Annotated in this window: 19 protein-coding genes and 1 tRNA gene; 12 read left to right on the plus strand and 8 right to left on the minus strand. The window is 58.4% G+C overall.

What is annotated here, in order from left to right:
• Window positions 1-230 precede the first annotated feature (230 nt).
• The 8 genes from rpsA (at window position 231) to ACR0AJ_RS14565 (ending at window position 7,154) form a co-directional block, all read left to right on the plus strand.
• Complete coding sequence (gene rpsA, locus ACR0AJ_RS14530; RefSeq protein WP_010438032.1) at window positions 231-1,907, plus strand: 30S ribosomal protein S1; 1,677 nt, start codon at window positions 231-233, stop codon at window positions 1,905-1,907.
• Window positions 1,908-2,178: 271 nt separating this feature from the next.
• Window positions 2,179-2,463, plus strand: a complete 285-nt coding sequence (ihfB, locus tag ACR0AJ_RS14535; protein WP_037310872.1) for an integration host factor subunit beta — start codon at window positions 2,179-2,181, stop codon at window positions 2,461-2,463.
• Between the two features lie 3 nt (window positions 2,464-2,466).
• On the plus strand, window positions 2,467-2,820 hold the full coding sequence (locus tag ACR0AJ_RS14540; protein WP_170351760.1) for a lipopolysaccharide assembly protein LapA domain-containing protein: 354 nt from the start codon (window positions 2,467-2,469) through the stop codon (window positions 2,818-2,820).
• Between the two features lie 9 nt (window positions 2,821-2,829).
• Window positions 2,830-3,471 (plus strand): phosphoribosylanthranilate isomerase, encoded by a 642-nt coding sequence (locus tag ACR0AJ_RS14545; RefSeq protein WP_170351759.1) that lies wholly within the window; start codon window positions 2,830-2,832, stop codon window positions 3,469-3,471.
• 47 nt (window positions 3,472-3,518) lie between these two features.
• On the plus strand, window positions 3,519-3,854 hold the full coding sequence (locus ACR0AJ_RS14550) for a hypothetical protein (protein WP_170351758.1): 336 nt from the start codon (window positions 3,519-3,521) through the stop codon (window positions 3,852-3,854).
• Window positions 3,855-3,921: 67 nt separating this feature from the next.
• On the plus strand, window positions 3,922-5,169 hold the full coding sequence (gene trpB, locus ACR0AJ_RS14555) for a tryptophan synthase subunit beta (protein ID WP_480664244.1): 1,248 nt from the start codon (window positions 3,922-3,924) through the stop codon (window positions 5,167-5,169).
• Window positions 5,170-5,462: 293 nt separating this feature from the next.
• Window positions 5,463-5,535: transfer RNA gene (locus tag ACR0AJ_RS14560), tRNA-Gly, on the plus strand.
• Window positions 5,536-6,008: 473 nt separating this feature from the next.
• The gene (locus ACR0AJ_RS14565) at window positions 6,009-7,154 is read left to right on the plus strand and encodes a slipin family protein (RefSeq protein ID WP_480664242.1); all 1,146 of its coding nucleotides are present in this window, start codon (window positions 6,009-6,011) and stop codon (window positions 7,152-7,154) included.
• Between the two features lie 42 nt (window positions 7,155-7,196).
• Here ACR0AJ_RS14565 and ACR0AJ_RS14570 read toward each other — a convergent pair whose 3' ends face one another.
• The 7 genes from ACR0AJ_RS14570 to ACR0AJ_RS14600 all read right to left on the minus strand — a co-directional run bounded on the left by ACR0AJ_RS14570 (window position 7,197) and on the right by ACR0AJ_RS14600 (window position 13,208).
• Complete coding sequence (locus ACR0AJ_RS14570; RefSeq protein ID WP_480690926.1) at window positions 7,197-7,571, minus strand: DUF2237 family protein; 375 nt, start codon at window positions 7,569-7,571, stop codon at window positions 7,197-7,199.
• Window positions 7,572-7,580: 9 nt separating this feature from the next.
• Complete coding sequence (locus ACR0AJ_RS14575) at window positions 7,581-8,744, minus strand: serine hydrolase domain-containing protein (RefSeq protein ID WP_480741178.1); 1,164 nt, start codon at window positions 8,742-8,744, stop codon at window positions 7,581-7,583.
• An 82-nt stretch (window positions 8,745-8,826) separates the two neighbouring features.
• The gene (gene pth, locus ACR0AJ_RS14580) at window positions 8,827-9,507 is read right to left on the minus strand and encodes an aminoacyl-tRNA hydrolase (RefSeq protein ID WP_480741179.1); all 681 of its coding nucleotides are present in this window, start codon (window positions 9,505-9,507) and stop codon (window positions 8,827-8,829) included.
• Window positions 9,508-9,645: 138 nt separating this feature from the next.
• The gene (locus ACR0AJ_RS14585; protein WP_480664237.1) at window positions 9,646-10,302 is read right to left on the minus strand and encodes a 50S ribosomal protein L25/general stress protein Ctc; all 657 of its coding nucleotides are present in this window, start codon (window positions 10,300-10,302) and stop codon (window positions 9,646-9,648) included.
• A gap of 229 nt (window positions 10,303-10,531) precedes the next feature.
• Window positions 10,532-11,713, minus strand: coding sequence for an alpha-hydroxy acid oxidase (locus ACR0AJ_RS14590; protein WP_480648962.1), 1,182 nt, complete (start codon window positions 11,711-11,713; stop codon window positions 10,532-10,534).
• Window positions 11,714-11,851: 138 nt separating this feature from the next.
• A complete protein-coding gene (trpA, locus tag ACR0AJ_RS14595) occupies window positions 11,852-12,643 on the minus strand; it encodes a tryptophan synthase subunit alpha (RefSeq protein ID WP_170362434.1) in 792 nt (263 codons plus the stop codon).
• A gap of 79 nt (window positions 12,644-12,722) precedes the next feature.
• Window positions 12,723-13,208 (minus strand): acyloxyacyl hydrolase, encoded by a 486-nt coding sequence (locus ACR0AJ_RS14600; RefSeq protein WP_480664232.1) that lies wholly within the window; start codon window positions 13,206-13,208, stop codon window positions 12,723-12,725.
• A 198-nt stretch (window positions 13,209-13,406) separates the two neighbouring features.
• Here ACR0AJ_RS14600 and ychF point away from each other — a divergent pair, with 198 nt between their 5' ends.
• Window positions 13,407-14,504: a redox-regulated ATPase YchF gene (ychF, locus tag ACR0AJ_RS14605; protein WP_170399188.1), complete on the plus strand. Its 1,098-nt coding sequence runs from the start codon at window positions 13,407-13,409 to the stop codon at window positions 14,502-14,504.
• Between the two features lie 55 nt (window positions 14,505-14,559).
• Here the strand turns inward: ychF and ACR0AJ_RS14610 are convergent, their stop codons facing one another.
• Window positions 14,560-14,991, minus strand: a complete 432-nt coding sequence (locus ACR0AJ_RS14610) for an ester cyclase (protein WP_480741181.1) — start codon at window positions 14,989-14,991, stop codon at window positions 14,560-14,562.
• A gap of 237 nt (window positions 14,992-15,228) precedes the next feature.
• Between ACR0AJ_RS14610 and ACR0AJ_RS14615 the strand changes: the two genes are divergently transcribed.
• The 3 genes from ACR0AJ_RS14615 to fdhF all read left to right on the plus strand — a co-directional run bounded on the left by ACR0AJ_RS14615 (window position 15,229) and on the right by fdhF (window position 20,695).
• Window positions 15,229-16,110 carry a LysR family transcriptional regulator gene (locus ACR0AJ_RS14615; RefSeq protein ID WP_170399292.1) on the plus strand — a complete coding sequence of 294 codons (882 nt, stop codon included), beginning with the start codon at window positions 15,229-15,231 and terminating at the stop codon, window positions 16,108-16,110.
• A gap of 84 nt (window positions 16,111-16,194) precedes the next feature.
• The gene (locus ACR0AJ_RS14620; RefSeq protein WP_480741183.1) at window positions 16,195-17,898 is read left to right on the plus strand and encodes an NAD(P)H-dependent oxidoreductase subunit E; all 1,704 of its coding nucleotides are present in this window, start codon (window positions 16,195-16,197) and stop codon (window positions 17,896-17,898) included.
• A 13-nt stretch (window positions 17,899-17,911) separates the two neighbouring features.
• On the plus strand, window positions 17,912-20,695 hold the full coding sequence (fdhF, locus tag ACR0AJ_RS14625) for a formate dehydrogenase subunit alpha (protein WP_480741185.1): 2,784 nt from the start codon (window positions 17,912-17,914) through the stop codon (window positions 20,693-20,695).
• The last annotated feature ends 60 nt before the right edge of the window (window positions 20,696-20,755 follow it).

Raw genomic sequence — 20,755 nt, forward strand, 5'->3', positions numbered from 1 at the left:
GCTTTCCGGCTTTGACTTGCAGTGCTTCAGCAGACTCGCTATAGAGCACGCGTCTGAACAAGGGCGGTCAACGTCCGGATGACGTATCTGAGCAGGGCCGGGTTACCTCGGCCCTTTGTGTTTGTGTAGTCAGATGCGCCCCGGATCACGCCTGAAGGCATCATGAAACAAGACCGGCGGAAACAACCGCTCGGCCAGTAAAAACGTTATGTAAAGGAAAACAACGCCACATGGCTAACGCATCCATGGAGGAATTCGAAGCCCTCCTGAACGAAAGCTTCGAAATGGACACACCCGAAGAGGGTTCTGTTGTCAAAGGCAAGGTTCTGGCGATCGAAGCCGGCCAAGCCATCATCGACGTAGGCTACAAAATGGAAGGCCGCGTTGATCTGAAAGAATTCGCAAATCCCGGCGAAGCTCCTGAAATCGCTGTAGGCGACGAGGTCGAAGTTTACCTACGCGCCGCAGAAAACGCCCGTGGCGAAGCTGTCATCTCGCGCGAGATGGCCCGCCGTGAAGAGGCATGGGACCGTCTGGAAAAAGCATATGCCGACGACCAGCGCGTCGAAGGTGCAATCTTTGGTCGCGTCAAAGGTGGCTTCACCGTCGATCTGGGTGGCGCAGTTGCGTTCCTGCCCGGCTCGCAGGTTGACGTTCGCCCCGTGCGCGACGCTGGCCCGCTGATGGGTCTGAAACAGCCGTTCCAGATTCTGAAAATGGACCGCCGCCGTGGCAACATCGTTGTTTCGCGCCGCGCAATCCTGGAAGAATCGCGTGCCGAGCAGCGTGCCGAAGTCATCGGCAACCTGTCCGAAGGTCAGACCGTCGAGGGTGTCGTCAAGAACATCACCGAATACGGTGCATTTGTTGACCTGGGCGGCGTTGACGGCCTGCTGCACGTCACCGACATGGCATGGCGCCGTGTGAACCACCCGTCCGAGATCCTGACGATCGGCGAAACCATCAAGGTTCAGGTCATCAAGATCAACAAAGAGACCCACCGCATCAGCCTGGGTATGAAGCAGCTGCAGGAAGATCCGTGGGATCTGGTTGCCGCCAAGTACCCGCTGGGCTCGGTCCATCAGGGTCGCGTCACCAACATCACCGACTACGGCGCGTTCGTCGAGCTGGAAGCTGGTGTCGAAGGTCTGGTGCACGTGTCCGAGATGTCCTGGACCAAGAAAAACGTCCACCCCGGCAAGATCGTTTCGACCAGCCAGGAAGTCGACGTCATGGTTCTGGAAATCGACGGCGCCAAGCGTCGCGTGTCTCTGGGCCTGAAACAGACTCAGCGCAACCCATGGGAAGTGTTTGCAGAAACACACCCCGAGGGCACCGAGGTCGAAGGCGAAGTCAAGAACATCACCGAATTCGGTCTGTTCATTGGCCTCGAAGGCGACATCGACGGCATGGTTCACCTGTCGGACCTGTCCTGGGACGAGCGTGGCGAGGATGCGATCCAGAACTACCGCAAAGGCGACATGGTTTCAGCCGTTGTCTCGGAAGTTGACGTGGAAAAAGAGCGTATCTCGCTGTCGATCAAAGCCCTGGGCGGTGACAAGTTTGCCGAAGCCGTGGGCGGCGTGAAGCGTGGCTCGATCGTGACCGTCGAAGTGACCGCAATCGAAGATGGCGGCATCGAGGTGGAATACGAAGGCATGAAGTCCTTCATCCGCCGTTCGGACCTGAGCCGTGACCGTGCCGAACAGCGCCCCGAGCGTTTCTCGGTTGGTGACAAGGTCGACGTCCGCGTCACCAACGTCGACAGCAAGACCCGCCGTCTGGGCCTGTCGATCAAAGCACGCGAGATAGCCGAAGAGAAAGAGGCCGTGGAACAGTATGGTTCCTCCGACTCGGGCGCATCGCTGGGCGATATCCTGGGTGCAGCGCTGAAATCGGGCGACTAAGCCCGGGCCTCAGCCTTAGCCGAATTTACGGCCCCGCGTATCCGCGCGGGGCCGTTTTTGTTGCGAATCAATATGTTCCAAAATTTGGGCTTATTCCGGCTGTCGTTCACGCTTTTGCGGTGAATTTCACGCTCGCAAGCAAAAAAACGCGTGACTTGGCGCGAAAATGAAGGCTTTGCACACAGAGTTTACGTTCCCCCGATCACGGTTTTTTCCTATACTGTCCAAATAAATAGAGATGGCTAACCGGTCGCCTGGGAGGGTAACGCTTATGATCCGTTCAGAACTGATTCAGAAAATCGCCGACGAAAACCCGCATCTGTATCAACGCGACGTCGAGCGGATCGTGAATACCGTGTTCGAGGAAGTGACGGATGCCATGGCACGCGGTGACCGCGTAGAGCTACGTGGCTTTGGTGCCTTTTCGGTAAAACAGCGCGACGCGCGCGTTGGCCGCAATCCGCGCACCGGGGAAACTGTTCAGGTCGAAGAAAAATGTGTTCCATTTTTCAAAACTGGCAAGTTGCTAAGGGACCGATTGAACGGTAAAGCCTAGGGCATGATACGCTACCTTCGATATGCTTTTCTGGCGATCCTCGGGATCGTTCTCATCTCCGTCTCGCTGGCCAATCGCGAAACGGTTGAACTGACCCTGATGCCCGAAGCTTTTGCCGAGCTTTTGGGCTTTAACCTCAGCACGTCGCTGCCGCTGTTTGTCGTGGTGCTGGGCGGTGTGGTTGCGGGCCTGATCATCGGTTTCCTGTGGGAATGGCTGCGCGAGCATAAGCATCGCCGTGATGCGACTGCAAAGAAGAGCGAAGTGCGCAAGCTTGAGCGTGAGGTTAAGAAGCTCAAGAAAAAGCAGAACGAAGGTCAGGACGAAGTTCTGGCGCTGTTGGACGAGGCCAGCTGAGGCCCTTTTATGTCTGATGTCTCCGTCAAAATCTGCGGTCTGACCGCCCCTGATCACGTGCGCGCAGCGGTGGATGCTGGCGCACGCTATATCGGGTTTGTCTTCTTTCCCAAATCGCCCCGCCATCTTGAGGTCCCGGCCGCCGCAGAACTGGCCCATTTGGTGCCCGCCGGGGTTGCCAAGGTCGCCCTGACGGTGAATGCGACGGATGAGGAATTAGACCGGATCGTCGCCAATGTACCGCTGGACATGTTGCAACTGCACGGCAAGGAAAGCCCGGATCGGGTGGCCGAGGTTCGCGACCGATTTGGTTTGCCGGTGATGAAGGCTATCGGCGTGGCCGAGGCAGAAGACCTTGCTGCGATTGATCTCTATTCCGAAGTTGCCGACCAGCTGCTGATCGACGCCAAGCCGCCACGTAACGCGGAACTGCCGGGTGGCAATGGTCTGGCGTTTGACTGGCGTCTGTTAGCGGGACGCAAATACTGGCAACGTCCGTGGATGCTGGCCGGGGGGCTGACGCCCAAGAACGTCGCCGAGGCGATCCGCATGACCGGCGCGCGACAGGTGGATGTCTCGTCAGGAGTCGAAGGCGCACCCGGCGTCAAGGATTCGGCATTGGTCCGGGCCTTTATCGACGCGACCCGGTGATCTGATCGGCAAACACCTGCGTATCCCCGATAGGGGAGGACGTAATCATGCTGGCGGCGATCGGCGGAGTTTCATTGAAACGATGGTACTATGGGCCAGAGTTCTTCTGGCGCGCCCGTCAGGCATTGCTACAAGCGCGCGGTGACCCCTTGTGCATGCATGCTGGCGTGTTCCCACACCAGGGGCTGTATTTCTCGCTAAGCGTCTGGCACGACCTCGAAGCCATGTTAACCTTTGCTCAGTCGGGTCCCCACCGCCAGGTCGTTCTAGCGGCCAATCGACTGGCAGATGTGAATCAGTTCTATCACTTTCCCTGTATTGCCGTGCCCAGCAACCAGCAGGCGTTACAGGTTTGGGCACAGCATGTTCAAGCGGCGGAATGATACGTTTTGCCATGGCAAATCCTGTCGTCACCTCCTATGAACAACGGGTACGACGAGGGAGACACCCATGGCCAACGATCTTTTCAATTCCTTCATGTCCGGACCTGACGAAAAGGGCCGTTTCGGCATATTCGGCGGGCGGTTCGTCAGCGAAACGCTGATGCCTCTGATCCTGTCGCTGGAAGAGGAATATGAAAAGGCCAAGGACGATCCCACCTTCTGGGCTGAGATGGACGACCTGTGGGCGAATTATGTGGGCCGCCCGTCACCGCTGTATTTCGCGGAACGCCTGACCGAGCATCTGGGCGGCGCGAAAATCTACCTGAAACGCGATGAGCTGAACCACACCGGCGCGCACAAGATCAACAACGTTCTGGGCCAGATCATTCTGGCGCGACGCATGGGCAAGACCCGGATCATTGCGGAAACCGGTGCAGGGCAGCACGGCGTAGCCACCGCGACTGTCTGCGCCAAATTCGGTCTGAAATGTGTGGTCTACATGGGCGCGCATGACGTGCAGCGTCAGGCTCCGAATGTGTTCCGCATGCGCTTGCTGGGCGCCGAGGTGATCCCGGTGACCTCTGGCCGTGGCACGCTGAAAGACGCGATGAACGACGCGCTGCGCGACTGGGTAACCAATGTCCGCGACACGTTCTATTGCATAGGCACCGTCGCTGGTCCGCACCCGTACCCGGCGATGGTCCGGGATTTCCAGTCGATCATTGGCAAGGAAGCCAAGGAACAGATGATGAAGGCCGAAGGTCGTCTGCCCGACACGATCATTGCCGCCATTGGTGGTGGATCGAACGCAATGGGCCTGTTTTACCCGTTCCTCGACGACAAAGACGTCAACATCATTGGCGTTGAGGCCGGCGGCAAAGGCGTGAACGAGAAGATGGAGCACTGCGCCTCGCTGACCGGCGGGCGTCCGGGCGTTTTGCACGGCAACCGCACCTACTTGCTGCAGGATGACGACGGACAGATTCTGGAAGGCTATTCAATCTCGGCCGGTCTGGATTATCCGGGTATCGGTCCCGAGCACTCGTGGCTGAACGATATTGGCCGCGCCAACTATGTGGCTATCACCGACAAAGAAGCGCTGGAGGCGTTCCAGCTGTGCTGCGCGACCGAGGGTATCATTCCGGCGCTCGAGCCCAGCCATGCGCTGGCACATGTGATGAAAATCGCGCCCGAGCTGCCCAGAGATCACCTGATCTGCATGAATATGTGCGGGCGTGGCGACAAGGACGTACAGACCGTGGCCAAATATCTGAACTTCGACATGTCGGATACCGAAGGCCGCAGCGCCGACTGACCAAGCGGTAAAATTTGAAATTTTTGACAAGAGCGGCGCGCCTGAAACGGGTGTGCCGCTTTAAATTTCAGCCCTGAGCTTTTCGAATATTGCGCAACTGGGTAACTTTGTTGCGTGACCGCCACAGGTGCGATTTTGACCTTCAGAAATTTATTGAGCGAATCCAAACCTTTCGCCTAAACCCGCCGTTACCGGTCACATCGGGCCGGACCCTAGCGGGCAGAGGTGATCACTCTCTCGGTGCGGACGGCGCTGCCGAAACCGTATGCCAGGGCCGAAACCGGGGATTGGTACGCTTTGTAGCTCAGTTGGATAGAGCGGCAGGTTTCCCATCTGTAGGCGAAGGTTCAATTCCTTCCAAAGCTCCAAATGTAGCTCATTCTGGTGAGAGCAATCGACCGCAAATCGATGTGTAACGGGTTCGAATCCCGTCATTTGACAAAGCTGTTAAGTCAGCACCGGCCTTCCACGCCGGCCCGTGAAAACGGTCCAAAATCATAAGGGTCCGGGTGTTCCCCAGCAGGGGTGACACCGCGCAACGTCAGGCTTTGGCCGGGCGGGGCAGGGGTCTTCGCTGCTCTGGTCTTGGGCCGGAGGGCAGATGACGGTGCCGCCGGATCGGTGCCCCGCTTAGCCCTTTGGGCAAGGCGGCGCATCGGTCCCGCGCCCCTCTCTCTGACCTTCCCGCGCAGGGGCATGGCGCGGGGGATGCTCGGATCTTTCCTGCCTTCGTCCGAAGGCCTCACACCTGTCACCCGTTCGGGGTGCAACCCACTGAAAACATGAAAAGGAGTTCGCATTTGCGACGACGATAGAGCGAGACGAAAAGGAGAAATGATATGACACTGTTCCAAGATCTGATTGACCGGCTGACCGGCCATCGGCGGCTGACCCTGACCGAGACCCAGCGGATGCTGGTCCTGCGCAACGGGGTGTTCGATGCAATCCTGGGTGCCGGGAAACACCGGCTGCCGCGCAAGGATGTGCTGACCGAGTTGCACGATCTGGAGAAGCTCTTTTTCGTGTCGCCCTATGAACGGGCACTGATGCAGAACCGGCCCGAGTTGGCCGCCAAGCATCTGACCGAGTTCCGGGCTGGGCCTGACGAGGTTCTGGTTCTGCTGCGGGATGGGGTCCCTGTTCGGGTGCTGAACCCCGAAGCGCGGGCGCTGGTCTGGAAGGCCGCAGGGCCGTGGAAGGTCGAGCATCACGCGCTGACCGAGACCATGGTTGTTCCCAAAGTGGCGGCTCAGCGGTTGGTTCGGGCCGGGCTGCGGCTGAACCTGACGCAGGTCGAGGTTGCCGAAGGGCATACCGGGCTGCTGACGGTTGACGGGGTACTGGTGGATCAACTGGACCCTGGGGCGCATGCCTTCTGGAAAGTGGGGCGAAACGTCGAGGTTAAACAGATCGACCTGCGGCAACGGACCCATGAGGTGACAGGGCAAGAGATCCTGACCAAGGACCGGGTTACCATCCGGGTCAACCTGTCTGCCGATTACCGGGTCATTGATCCGGTCACGGCGGTAGGGTCGGTCAAGGACTTCGATCAGGCCTTGCACCGGGCGCTGCAACTGACGTTCCGGAAGACCTTGGGGGCGATGACGCTGGACCGGCTGCTTGCCGAGAAAGTGACCGTCGACACCGAAGCCGCGGATCGGGTGCGGACACAGATGGCCGGGATCGGTATCGAAGTGGGGGAGATCGCGTTGAAAGACGTCATCCTGCCCGGGGAGATGCGGGAGATCCTGACCGCCGTGGTCGCCGCCGAGAAACAGGCTGAGGCCAACGTCATCCGGCGGCGGGAAGAAACCAACGCCACGCGGTCCCTACTGAACACCGCGAAGGTGATGGCGGAAAACCCGGTGATGCTGCGGTTGAAAGAGCTGGAAGCTCTGGAAACCATCGCCGGGAAGGTCGAGCGGCTGACGGTCCATAACGGGACTGAAGGGCTGATGTCTGACCTTGTCAAACTGCGGGAGTGATCCCGAATAAGGGCCGGTCCGGGGTTTCCTGGGCCGGTCCGCTTACTCTGAAGTGGCGTTTTCTTTCAGAAGGCGTAGCGGAATGATCTCAAGCGCCCGCTGATGGGTCGCCTCAAGATGCACCTTGGGCGCGCAACCTTCGTCATGGGCCTGCAGGAAGCGCGCGGCGCACAGGCACCAACTGTCACCGGGGTTCAGACCCGGAAAGTTGAACTCCGGGCGCGGGGTGCTCAGGTCGTTTCCAACGTATTTCGAAAAGGCCAGAAACTCGGCCGTCATCACCGCGCAAACCGTGTGGCTGCCCTGATCTTCGGGGCAGGTATTGCAAGCCCCGTCCCGAAAGAAACCAGTCAGCGGATCACGGGAACAGGGGCTGAGAACGCCGCCCAATACATTGATACTGTCTTGTTTTTGCATAGGACCACCTTACAGGCTTTGGGCGATCTTGCGGAACATTTCTATGTTTGCTTCGTTGATGCCGGGATCGCGGAACTGGCGATCTGCGCCGGTTGTGACGATCAGCACGCCGCGCGGCTGGTCGAAATAGATGTACTGGCCGTACACACCACGGGCCAGAAATTCACCTTCATGCGCGCCAAGAGGAATCCACCACTGATAACCATAGCCGATCTCGCCGGGCGCAGTCGGTGCGCTGGGCATGACGGATTCGGTGATCCAGTCGACCGGGACCAGTTGCTGGCCTTCATGGACGCCATTTTGCAGGATCATCTGACCAAAGCGTGCGAAATCGCGCGTGGTGAAGTTCAATCCACCTAACACAAAAGCAACTCCGGCACCGTCAGTCACGTAATAGCCGTCGTGTTCCAGGCCCAAGGGGTGAATGATCTTTTCGACCAGCAAATCTGTCACACTGCGCCCCGTGGCCCCGCGGATGACCATTCCTATCACATGGGTGTCAATCGACACGTATTGCCAGGTCTCGCCGGGCGTGGCGAACGTATCCTGCAGTGAGGCCGCGAAATCGTCCAACTCTCCGCCCAAGGCGATGACACGACCCATTCGGTTGATGTCCGAATTGGGGTCGAAATAATCCTCATCGAAAGTAACTCCGCTGGCCATGTTCAACACATTGCGGATCGACGCGCCGTTATAAGCGGTGCCCTCCAACTGCGGCGCATATTTCACCACGGGATCGTCCAGCGAGTCGATTGCGCCCTCGGCCAACAGGATGCCGAAAAGTGCGGACAGATAGCTTTTGGCCACCGACCACGAAATCCGGCGATCCTCGGGCGTGGTGCCCAGATAGTATTCTTCGAACCGGATTTGCCCGTCCTGCATCACCAGAAGAGAGGTGACAGCGCGATCTTCGATCCACGCATCGGTATCCTCGGGCAGATCAAAGCCGGGTCCGTAAGGCAATTCCCAGGTCGGCCCGTTGCCACGGGGCAAGTCGACCGTCAGGAAAGCGTCGTTCATATGAGAGAAGTTGTGAACGATCTTTTCCTCGGAAAATAACGAGTTCACGGCCATAAGGCGTTGCAGTTCTTCGCGTTTCCAGAACCCGACAACGACCGCTGCCAGCACCAGCATCAACACGATGCGCAGCACCCATTTCAACATAGATCTCATATGTCGCCTCCCCGATCCATGCTGCATTGGAACGCGCCAAAAGCCGTTGTGCAATTGGGACGTTGCGGCAAGGTCACCCGTCTTATTTGAACTTGTCCAGTAGCTTCTGCATGGCCGAGCGCGTATCGACCTCTGGTTCTGCAGCAAGTTTGGCGGTTGCTTTGGGCGCCTCGGCCGGTGACTTTGACGACCGGGGCGGGGCTGTGCGTAGGGCGACGGCGTTCATGAACTTGCCGCCATCCCCGTCGGCCAGATAGCCTGCACCGTCCGACACGCCGCGCAACACGTCGTCAAGCCAGTCAGCGTCGGCCCTGGCAAAGTCGCCCAGGACGTAAGGAGAGACCATTTCCTTCCGGCCCGGATGCCCGATCCCCAGCCGTACTCGATCATAGGCGGGGCTGATATGTTCGTGGATTGAACGTAGCCCGTTGTGCCCGGCATGCCCGCCGCCCGCCTTGACGCGCACCTTGCCGGGGGCGAGGTCCAGCTCATCATGAAAGATCGTCACATCGGTCGAGTCGAGCTTGTAAAACCGCATCGCCTCACCCACGGACTGACCAGAACGGTTCATGAAGGTCTGCGGTTTGATCAGCAGTACCTTTTCGCGGCCTAACCGACCTTCGGAGATCTCGGCCTGAAACTTGGATTTCCACGGGCCAAAGCGGTGATCCTCGGCAATGCGATCAACAGCCATAAAGCCGATATTGTGCCGGTTGCGGGCATATTTCGACCCCGGGTTCCCCAATCCGACAAACAATTTCATAGTCTCGTCCTTGTGCATTGCGACATGAGCAGGTGGTTGATGGCACGGAATGCCACCGGTTTTCCAGCCCATGTGCGCCAAAAGAAAACGGGGCCCGATCAAGGCCCCGTTTCCAAATCCGAATTGTTGGGTCCGGACTTATTCTTCTGCTTCTTCCTGGCCGACGACTTCAACTTCGTCAACGGCCACTTCTTCGCCTTCTTCCTCATCGTCGTCGGTCGCCAGACCGGTCGGTGCCGAAACGTTCGCAATCACGAAGTCTCGATCGATGGTCGGCTTAGTGCCTGCGGGCAGGTCCACGGCCGAGATGGTGACAACGTCGTTGATCTCCATGCCGGTCACGTCGACAACGATCTTTTCAGGAATGTCACCTGCGGTACACATCAATTCGACTTCCGGACGGACAACGGTCAGAACGCCACCCTTTTTGATGCCGGGGGCCTCTTCCTCGTTGATGAACTCAACCGGGATGAACAGCGCGATCTTAGTGGTCCGACGCAGGCGCATCAGGTCCAGGTGAGTCGGCAGGTCTTTGACAACGTCACGCTGAACGTCGCGGCAGATGACACGAACGTCTTCGTGGCCTTCAACCTTCAGGTTCCACAGGGTCGACTTGAACCGGCCTGCTTTCAGGCGCTTGAACAGGACGTTGAACGGGATCTGAATTGGCAGCGGCTCTTTATCGCCACCAAAAACAATGCCCGGAACCATGCCGTCTCGGCGTGCTTGACGAGCGGCGCCCTTGCCTGTCCCCGTCCGTTCCAGAGCTACGAGATCAGGAATCTCTCCAGCCATGATAATTCTCCAATGTTAGGGCGGGCATCCTCCAAGGCTGTATGCCCGCGTGAAGCCGCGTCCTTATCTCGATTCATTGGGTTTGGAAAGGGGTTCACCCGAATAATTTTTAGCGAGGCTCTGCCTCGCGCTCCGAGGTATTTTGGGCCAGATGAACAGGGGGTTCCAAGTTCATCTGGCCTCAATGACACAGTGGAGGCGGCCGTAAAGTCCGCAGCCCAGCCGCGGGTCAGCTCGCAGTTGGTGTATTTTGCCAGCGGCCGCCGAAATCCTCGGGAACCAGCAGATTGTGACGTCCCAAATCCCCAACATTGCGCTCGCCACATAGCGCCATCGTTGTGTCCAGCTCTGCCTGAATGACGTCCAGCGCAGTGGTGACACCTTTCTGACCCATTGCGCCTAGCCCATAGACAAAAGCGCGACCGACATAGGTGCCCTTGGCCCCCAATGCCAACGCCTTCAGCACATCCTGACCCGAGCGGATACCGCTGTCCAGATGTACCTCGATGTCACCGCCGACGGCATCCATGATCTGCGGCAGCATGCGAATAGAACTCAGCGCACCGTCCAACTGCCGCCCGCCGTGGTTCGAGACAACAATGGCATCGGCCCCGAGTTTTGCAGCCATCTTGGCGTCTTCGGCATCGAGGATGCCTTTGAGAATGACCTTGCCGCCCCATTGCTCCATCAGCTTTTCGACCTTGGCCCAGTCGAGGCTGGGGTCGAACTGTTCAGCCGTCCACGCACCTAGGGACGACGCATCCGAGATACCCTCGACATGGCCGACGATATTGCCAAACTCGCGCCGTTTCGCCCCCAGCATTTCGATGCCCCAGGACCACTTGGTCATCAGGTTCGCAATCGTTTTCGCGGTCAGTTTTGGCGGTGCAGACAGGCCGTTTTTCAAATCCTTGTGCCGTTGGCCCAAAATCTGCAAATCCAGCGTGATGACCAGGGCCGAGCATTTCGCATCTTTGGCCCGTTGGATCAGGCGGCTGACATAGTCCTGATCCTTCATCGTATAGAGCTGAAACCAGAACGGTTTTGACGTGTGCTCGGCCACATCCTCGATTGAATTAATCGACATGGTAGACAGGGTAAAAGGCACGCCGAATTCCTCGGCGGCTTTGGCGGCCTTCATTTCGCCGTCCGCGTGCTGCATGCCCGTCAATCCAACCGGCGCCAGCGCGACCGGCATCGCCACGTCTTCACCGATCATCTGCGAAGCGGTCGATCGCCCCGCCATGTCCACGGCCACCCGTTGACGCAGGCGGATATCCGAGAAATCCGAACTGTTGTCGCGAAACGTTTGTTCGGTCCAACTACCGCTTTCGGCATAGTCGTAGAACATCCGAGGCACCCGTCGTTCATAGATACGTCGAAGATCTTCGATAGTGGTGATTATGGGCATGAGGCAGCGCCTTTGATTGGTCGGTCAGGTAGTTCTAATGGCGCAACATCAAGGGCGCAATTGGCTGAGGCGCGAAAAAAACCGCAGCAGGCCGGTGGCTTGCTGCGGTTTTGTTTATTGGATCTTGTGATTGGTCGATCAGGCCGAATGGGCGCCGTCAGATAGTGTTTTTACAAAGTCCAGAACCTCGGCCACGGGCTTTCCTGCTCCGATCTGGCTGACAATGGCCGAGCCGACAACCGCGCCATCTGCAACGCTGGCGATGGCCTTGGATTTCTCAGGTGTGTTGATGCCAAAGCCCACGATCACGGGCAGGTCGGTCGCGGATTTGATCCGGGCCACTTCGGGGCCGACATTCGTGGCTTGCGCTTCGGCTGCGCCGGTGATGCCGGTGATCGAGACGTAATAGACAAAGCCGGAAGTGTTCTGCAGAACGCGGGGCAGGCGTTTGTCATCGGTGGTCGGCGTCGCCAGGCGAATAAAATTCAGACCGGCGGCCTGGGCCGGCAGGCACAGTTCCTCATCTTCTTCCGGCGGCAGGTCGACGACAATCAGACCGTCGATACCGGCAGCTTGCGCATCGGCCAGAAAGGTGTCCACGCCGCGGCTGTAGATCGGATTGAAATAGCCCATCAGAACAATCGGAGTTGTGTCGTCGGTTTCACGGAAGGCGCGGGCCAGGTCCAGTGTCCGCTGCAAGGTCATGCCACTGTCCAATGCCCGTTGCCCTGCGGCCTGAATGGTCGGGCCATCCGCCATGGGATCGGTGAACGGCAAGCCCAGCTCAATCACATCCACGCCAGCGCCCGGCAGGCCCTTGACCACCTCAAGCGAAGTTTCATAGTCGGGGTCCCCCGCCATTATATAGGCGACAAAAGCCTTTTTCCCTTCGGCCTTCAGGGCGGCGAACTTGGCGTCGATACGGGTCATCGGATGTCCTTGCAGTCAGGTTTGGACCTGATGTGCAGAAACTTTTCGCGAAAATCAATCCCGGTCCCGCGGGATACCGTCAGAATGCGAAATGATATCGCACCAGCGCCGAATTAACACCCGGGTTGTCATCCTGTGTGCTGGCATTGGATTTGTGGGTGATTGCCAAGGACACTTTGTTACCACTTTCTAAGGTGTATCCGAGACCCAACAGGGTGCGAATCTGGAACTCTCCCCCAAGATCGTTGCGGCCTTCGCCCTCTGAGAAATACCCCGGCATGACACTGCCTTCGACGAACCAACGCTCGGCAAACCCGTAGGTTCCGATCAGGCCGATACCGATATGAATATCACCTGCGGTATCCACAGTCAGGGCACTACCCCATGAAGCGGCAAAACGGGAGGCCTCGTGAAAGGGGCGATGCTGATACTCGAGCGAGAACACAGCCTCGTCCTCGGATTGGCTATCCGAGAAATCTGAAAATCCTGCGCCAAAGACAAGGGATTGAGCTTGCGCTGCTGGTGCGGCCAAAAGCAGCGCGAAAATTGCAGAGGTAAACTTCATATTACACATTCACTATATGTTTGTTTGCAACACCTTACGTGGTGATCTTAGTGTGCCAATTTCAATCCGGGCAAGTTCACGAATGACGAACGATTTCGTGATGTTGTAAATTGGTCTTTTCCTCATTTCCGCAGTCTGGCTTGCGCATTGATCCGGACCTGCATAGAAGCACCCCTCGAATGGCATCAGGAGGCCGCTATGGGTTTTAAAATGGGAATCGTGGGTCTGCCGAATGTGGGCAAGTCGACCCTCTTTAACGCGCTGACCAAAACCGCAGCCGCTCAGGCGGCAAATTTCCCGTTCTGCACCATTGAGCCCAATGTGGGGGACGTGGCCGTGCCTGATGACCGGTTAGACAAGCTGGCGGCGATTGCCAGCTCTAAGCAGATCATCCCAACACGGATGACCTTTGTGGACATCGCTGGTCTGGTTAAAGGCGCGTCCAAGGGTGAAGGGCTGGGCAACCAGTTTCTGGCCAATATCCGCGAGACCGACGCCATCGCCCATGTGCTGCGCTGTTTCGAAGATGGTGACGTGACCCATGTGGACGGCCGCGTCGACCCCGTGGCCGATGCCGACACGATCGAGACGGAACTGATGCTGGCCGATCTGGAAAGCATCGAAAAGCGCCGCGCCAATCTGGTGCGCAAGCTGAAAGGCAACGACAAGGAAGCACAGCAGCAGGAACGCTTGCTGGCCGAGGCGCAGGCGATGCTGGAAAATGGCAAACCGGCGCGTCTGGTTGAGGTCTCGGACGAAGACGCCAAAGCGTGGAAGATGTTGCAACTGCTGACCACCAAGCCAGTGTTATACGTTTGCAACGTGTCCGAAGAAGAAGCAGCTGACGGCAATGAATACTCTGCGAAAGTCGCCGAGATGGCCGCGGCGCAGGGCAATGCCCATGTCATCATCAGCGCCAAGATCGAAGAAGAGATCAGCCTGTTGGAAGAAGACGAAGCGCAGATGTTCCTGGAAGAGATGGGTTTGGAGGAACCCGGCCTCGACCGTCTGATCAAAGCTGGTTACGACCTGTTGAAGCTTGAGACTTATTTCACCGTCGGCCCGAAAGAGGCCCGCGCCTGGACCATCCGCACAGGCACCGCCGCACCACAGGCTGCTGGTGTGATCCATGGCGATTTCGAAAAAGGCTTTATCCGCGCCGAAACCATCGCTTATGACGACTTTATCTCGGCAAATGGCGAACAGGGCGCGAAAGAGGCCGGCAAGATGCGGGCTGAGGGCAAGGGCTACATCGTTAAGGACGGCGACGTAATGCACTTCTTGTTCAACACCTAAGAGGTCTCTGTGTGCCCGGTCCATCTGGGACTGGGCGCGTTTTTAGACGCCGGGGTTAGTTTCCGGGTTCCAGTTCCTGCCGTTGGGTGAAATAGTCCCAGACAACCCAGCTTTCCGCGATCTTTCCATCGGCGATCCGGTCGATCTGAACGCCGGTCCAGTTTACTGGCCGGTTAGTCGCGGGCACACCAAGGTATGCGCCTTTCTGGGTTCCGAAAAAGCGCCAATGGGTGGATACCCGGTCGCCTTCGGCGATCTGCCCAAAAATCTCGACCTTTAAATCAGGAAAGGCTTTGTGGTTTGTCTCGACAATTTCGGTCCAGGTGACCAAATCGACGCTTCCGGTTCCACCGGTTGCTAATGGCGCCTGATGGTTTTGATACTCGTCAGCGAAAATTGATCGGTCAATAGTGGAATCCGCAGCCCACATTTCAACAGCCTGTCGTGACAGATTTTTTGCTGCGGAGTTATCATTCTGTTGAGCCATCGCGTTTCCTCCTGCCGCAATTGTCAGTAGTATTGTTAACGTCAAAATACGCCCTGCCAAGCCGGTGAGCTGTCTGGTCATTGGCTTCCTCCGTCAGTCATGTCGACACCAGTTTACGATAGCGCGTGCCGGGCCATCGCGGAAAGTGCCGTCTGCGGGTCGCTGGATCGCAACTTGTGCTTTCACCGGGCCGCAAACACGCTACTCTGCGCTTCTGATCTTAAGAAGAAGGACGGCATGATCGAAATCCGTGACCTGCAACTGCTTAGCGCTTTGGCGCGGCACCGTCATTTTGCCAAAGCGGCCGAGGAATGCGGGATATCGCAACCCGCCTTTTCAATGCGTATCCGCAACCTCGAAGATCGCTTGGGCGTGTCGATCGTCCGCCGCGCCAACCGGTTTCAGGGCCTGACCGAAGAGGGCGAGATGATCGTCCAGCGGGCACGGCGTATCCTTGATGACACCAAGGCGCTGGAACAGCAGGTGCTGGCCGCCAAGGGTGAGATCACCGGCACCCTGATACTGGGTGTGATCCCGACCGCGATTGCCTTTACCGGGCGGCTGACCAAACGGTTGCGGGATGCGCATCCCCGCATCATTACGCGCATCGAGACAATGTCTGCCACAGCGATCCAGCACCGTCTGGACGAGGGCAGTCTGGACGCGGGCATCACCTATGGGGATAGCATCGGGACCGATCTGCGGCAGGTGCAACCCTTGTACGAAGAGACCTATGTCTTGCTGGTGCCGTCGCATATGACGGATGAAACCGGCCCCATACCATGGGCACGTGTGGCCGAATTCCCACTCAGCCTGCTAGAGCCACAGATGCAGAACCGGCGCATCCTCGACCGGATTTTCGCTGAACAGGGCCTGCACCCGGATGTCGTCGCCGAAACCAGCGGATTTACCGCTTCGATGGTCATGGCGCGCGAGGGGTTGGCGGCCACCGTGGTCCCTCGGGTGCTGGTGCGAGCGTTGGGTGATCTTAAGGGAACAAAGGTGCTGCCACTGGTCGATCCCGTTGTCAGCAAGCCGATTTGTCTTGCGACCCTTACACGGGATCCCGAATTGCCAACAGTCGAAGCGCTGCGTGCCGTGGTGACGTCTTTGCGGTGATAAACTGTCGTTATCGTGCGATTGAAATATGCGATTTGACGATATGCTATTCTGATGAGACACGGAGCTCAATCGGAGGGCATCATGGCACCATTAGACACCAAGCCATCAGGCGCACCCAAGGGCGTCTGGAAGTCAGGTAAAGGCAAGGGGCGGCACACGCCCAAAGGCCGTCAATTCACGGATGAGGCACAGGCGGAAATTACACGTCTGCTGGGCGACCGCCCACGCCGTCGCGATCTGCTGATTGAATTCCTGCATTTGATTCAGGACGCACACGGCCATATCAGCGCCGACCACATTGCCGCTTTGGCGGTCGAAATGCGGTTGGGGCAGGCAGAGATCTATGAAACGGCAACCTTCTATGCCCACTTCGATGTAGTGAAAGAAGACGAGGCCCCTCCGCCCGCGTTGACGATCAGGGTCTGTGATTCTTTGTCCTGCGAAATGGCTGGTGCCCAGCAATTGCAAAAGGCGCTTGAGGATGGTTTGGACGCGTCCGAGGTTCGCGTAGTCCGTGCCCCCTGCATGGGTCGCTGCGATACGGCCCCGGTGCTTGAGATCGGCCACAACCATATCGACCATGCGACGCCGGAAAAGGTGCAGGCAGCGATTGCCGCCGGTGACACTCACGCCCATCTGCCCGACTACGAGACCTTTGCTGCCTATGAGGCAAACGGCGGTTACGCCAAGCTAAAAAAACTGCGCGACAATGGTGATTGGGAGAAGGTGCAGGAAGACGTCCTGTCCTCGGGCCTGCGTGGTTTGGGTGGCGCTGGCTTCCCGTCCGGCAAGAAATGGGGCTTCGTTCGCATGAACGAAGGTCCGCGCTATCTGGCTGTGAACGGCGATGAGGGTGAGCCCGGTACGTTCAAGGACCGTTACTATCTGGAACGCACGCCGCATGTTTTCCTTGAGGGCATGCTGATCGCCGCTTGGGCGGTCGAGGCTGAGACTTGCTTTATTTACATGCGCGACGAATATCCGGCAGTGCTGGAAATCCTGCGCCGTGAGATTGTAGCGCTGGAAGAGGCCGGGATCGTTGAGCCAGGCTATATCGACCTGCGCCGGGGGGCTGGCGCCTACATCTGCGGTGAAGAATCCGCGATGATCGAGTCGATCGAAGGCAAAAAGGGCCTGCCGCGTCACCGTCCTCCGTTTGTAGCGCAGGTTGGGGTCTTTAACCGCCCGACCTTGGTGCACAATGTTGAGACGCTGTATTGGGTCACCAAAGTGTGCCGTGAAGGGCCGGAATGCCTCAACAGCACTGAAAAGAACGGTCGCACGGGCCTGCGCAGCTATTCGGTCTCGGGCCGGGTGGCGAAGCCTGGCGTTTACCTGCTGCCCGCAGGCTCGACCATTCTGGATGTGATTGAGGCCGCTGGTGGCATGGCCGAGGGCCAGACCTTCAAGGCGTATCAGCCGGGTGGACCGTCTTCGGGCCTGTTGCCAGCGTCGATGGACGATATCCCGCTGGATTTTGACACGTTGCAACCACATGGCACCTTTATCGGCTCGGCCGCCGTGGTGGTTCTGTCTGATCAAGACACCGCGCGTGATGCGGCGCTGAATATGCTGCGGTTCTTCGAGGATGAAAGCTGTGGCCAGTGTACGCCTTGCCGGGCGGGCTGTGAAAAGGCGGTCAAGCTGATGCAGGCCGACAAGTGGGATCAGGACCTGTTGGAGGATCTGTGTCAAGTCATGGGCGACGCGTCCATCTGCGGTCTGGGGCAGGCGGCCCCGAACCCGATCCGCCTGGTCATGAAACATTTCGCTGACGAAATCTGAGGGAGACAGAGCCATGCTTGATGCAAGCCCAACCAAGACCGTCACCTTCAACCTTAACGGCGACGACGTCACCGTGCCCGAAGGCACCACGATCTGGGACGCGGCCAACGGCCGTGGACTGGTAATCCCGCATCTGTGCCACAAACCGGCACCGGGCTACAAACCCGACGGTAACTGCCGCGCCTGTATGGTCGAGGTGGAAGGCGAGCGCACTCTGGTCGCCTCGTGTATCCGTCCGGCGGTTGAGGGGATGGTCGTCAAAACCGACACCGACCGCGCCGAGAAATCACGTGCGATGGTCATGGAACTGCTGGTCGCCGACCAACCCGAACACCCGCATGATGAGTCCAGCCACTTCTGGGACATGGCCAAGCTGAACGATGTCAGCGACAGCCGCTTCCCGGCCAAAGAGGCCAAAAAGATCCCGCTGCTGGATGACAGCCACGTTGCGATGCGCGTCAATCTGGACGCCTGCATCAACTGTAACCTCTGTGTCCGCGCCTGCCGTGACGTGCAGGTCAATGACGTGATCGGAATGGCCGGTCGCGGACATACCTCGCAGGTGGTGTTCGATCAGAACGACCCGATGGGGACTTCGACCTGCGTAGCTTGTGGCGAATGTGTTCAGGCCTGCCCGACGGGTGCCTTGATGCCGGCCACCGTGCTGGACGATCAGCAACATGGGGACAGCAAGGATTACGACTCTGAAACCGAAAGCGTTTGCCCGTTCTGTGGTGTTGGCTGCAAAGTCTCGCTGAAGGTCAAGGATGGCAAGGTCAAGTATGTCGAAGGCATCAACGGCCCCGCAAACGAAGGCCGTCTGTGCGTCAAAGGCCGCTTTGGCTTCGACTATATCCACCACCCGCACCGCCTGACCAAACCGCTGATCCGGCGCGAGGATGCACCTGCCAAGGGCCTGAACGTCGATCCCGGCAACCTATCGACCCATTTCCGCGAAGCGACCTGGGAAGAGGCGATGGATCTGGCGGCCACCAAGCTGAAGGCGATGCGCGACGAGGACCCGCGCAGCGTTGCGGGCTTTGGCTCGGCCAAATGCACCAACGAAGAGGCCTATCTGTTCCAGAAGTTCATCCGTCAGGGCTTCCGCCACAACAACGTTGACCACTGCACCCGTCTGTGCCACGCGTCGTCAGTAGCGGCGCTGATCGAAAACGTGGGTTCGGGCGCGGTGACCGCGACCTTCAACGAGATCGAAAACGCGGATGTGGCGATCATCATCGGGGCCAACCCGATCGAAAACCACCCCGTTGCAGCGACTTATTTCAAGCAGTTCACCAAGCGCGGTGGCAAGCTGATCGTGATGGATCCGCGCGGCGTTGGAATGCGCAAGTTCGCGGATGAGATGCTGCAATTCCGCCCCGGTGCGGATGTCTCGATGCTCAACGCGATCATGAACGTGATCGTCGAAGAAGAGCTATACGACAGCCAATACATCCACCGCTGGACCGAGAACTGGGAGGCCGAGAAAGAGCATCTGCGCCAGTTCACCCCCGAGGCGATGGCTCCGATCTGCGGCATTGAACCGGACCAGCTGCGCCGCGTCGCCCGCACATTCGCGCAGGCCAAGGCCGGTCTGATCTTCTGGGGCATGGGCGTCAGCCAACACATCCACGGCACGGATAACTCGCGTTGCTTGATCTCGCTGGCACTGATGACCGGAAATGTTGGTAAGCCGGGCGCGGGTTTGCACCCGCTGCGCGGTCAGAACAACGTGCAAGGCGCCTCTGATGCGGGTCTGATCCCGATGTTCTTGCCGGATTATCAGTCGGTTACTGACGACAACATCCGCGCCAAGTTCAACAACGTATGGAACTCTGAGGATTTCTCGAACGAGAAGGGCCTGACGGTTACCGAGATCATTGATCAGGCTTACGCGGGCAACATCAAGGGGATGTACATTCAGGGTGAAAACCCGGCCATGTCCGACCCGGATGTGGGTCACGCGCGCGAGGCACTGGCCAAGCTGGATCTGATGATCGTACAGGATATCTTCCTGACCGAAACGGCAAACTATGCTGACATCATCCTGCCCGCCTCGGCGCTGTATGAGAAAAACGGCACCGTGTCGAACACCAACCGTCAGGTGCAGCGGGTGCGCCCCGCTGTGACGCCTCCGGGTGAGGCGCGCGAGGATTGGAAGATCACGGTGGAACTGGCGCAGCGCATCGGTCTGAACTGGGATTACACGGATGTGTCTCAGGTCTTTGCCGAGATGAAGCTGACCATGGCGTCGCTGGATAACATTACGTGGGAGCGTCTGGAAACAGAAACGATCACCTACCCGTCGCTCAGCGAAACCGATCCGGGTCAGGCGATTGTGTTTGGCGATGGTTTCCCGCGTGCCGATGGCCGTGCGCGGTTTACCCCTGCCAGCGTCATCCCACCGGACGAAGCGCCGGATGACGAATACCCGATGATCGCCACGACCGGCCGTCAGTTGGAACATTGGCACACCGGGTCCATGACCCGCCGTGCTAAGGTTCTGGATGCCGTAGAACCGGAAGCGAACTGTTCATTGAACCCTCGAACGCTCAAGCTGATGGGGATCGAACCGGGCGAAATGATCCGTCTGACCACACGGCGTGGTTCGATCGAGATCATGGCACGCGCGGACCGGGCCATTGCCGAGGACATGGTGTTCATCCCCTTCGCCTATGTCGAGGCGGCGGCGAACATCCTGACCAACTCGGCAATCGATCCGTTTGGCAAAATCCCCGAGTTCAAGTTCTCGGCTATCCGGGTTGAAAAAATCGAAGACGCGGTCGCGGCAGAATAACCTTGTTGCGTACGCAGCATGAAAGGCGGCCGATTGGGCCGCCTTTTTTCTTTCCTTGAC

Source organism: Ruegeria sp. CJ9, from assembly GCF_056536625.1.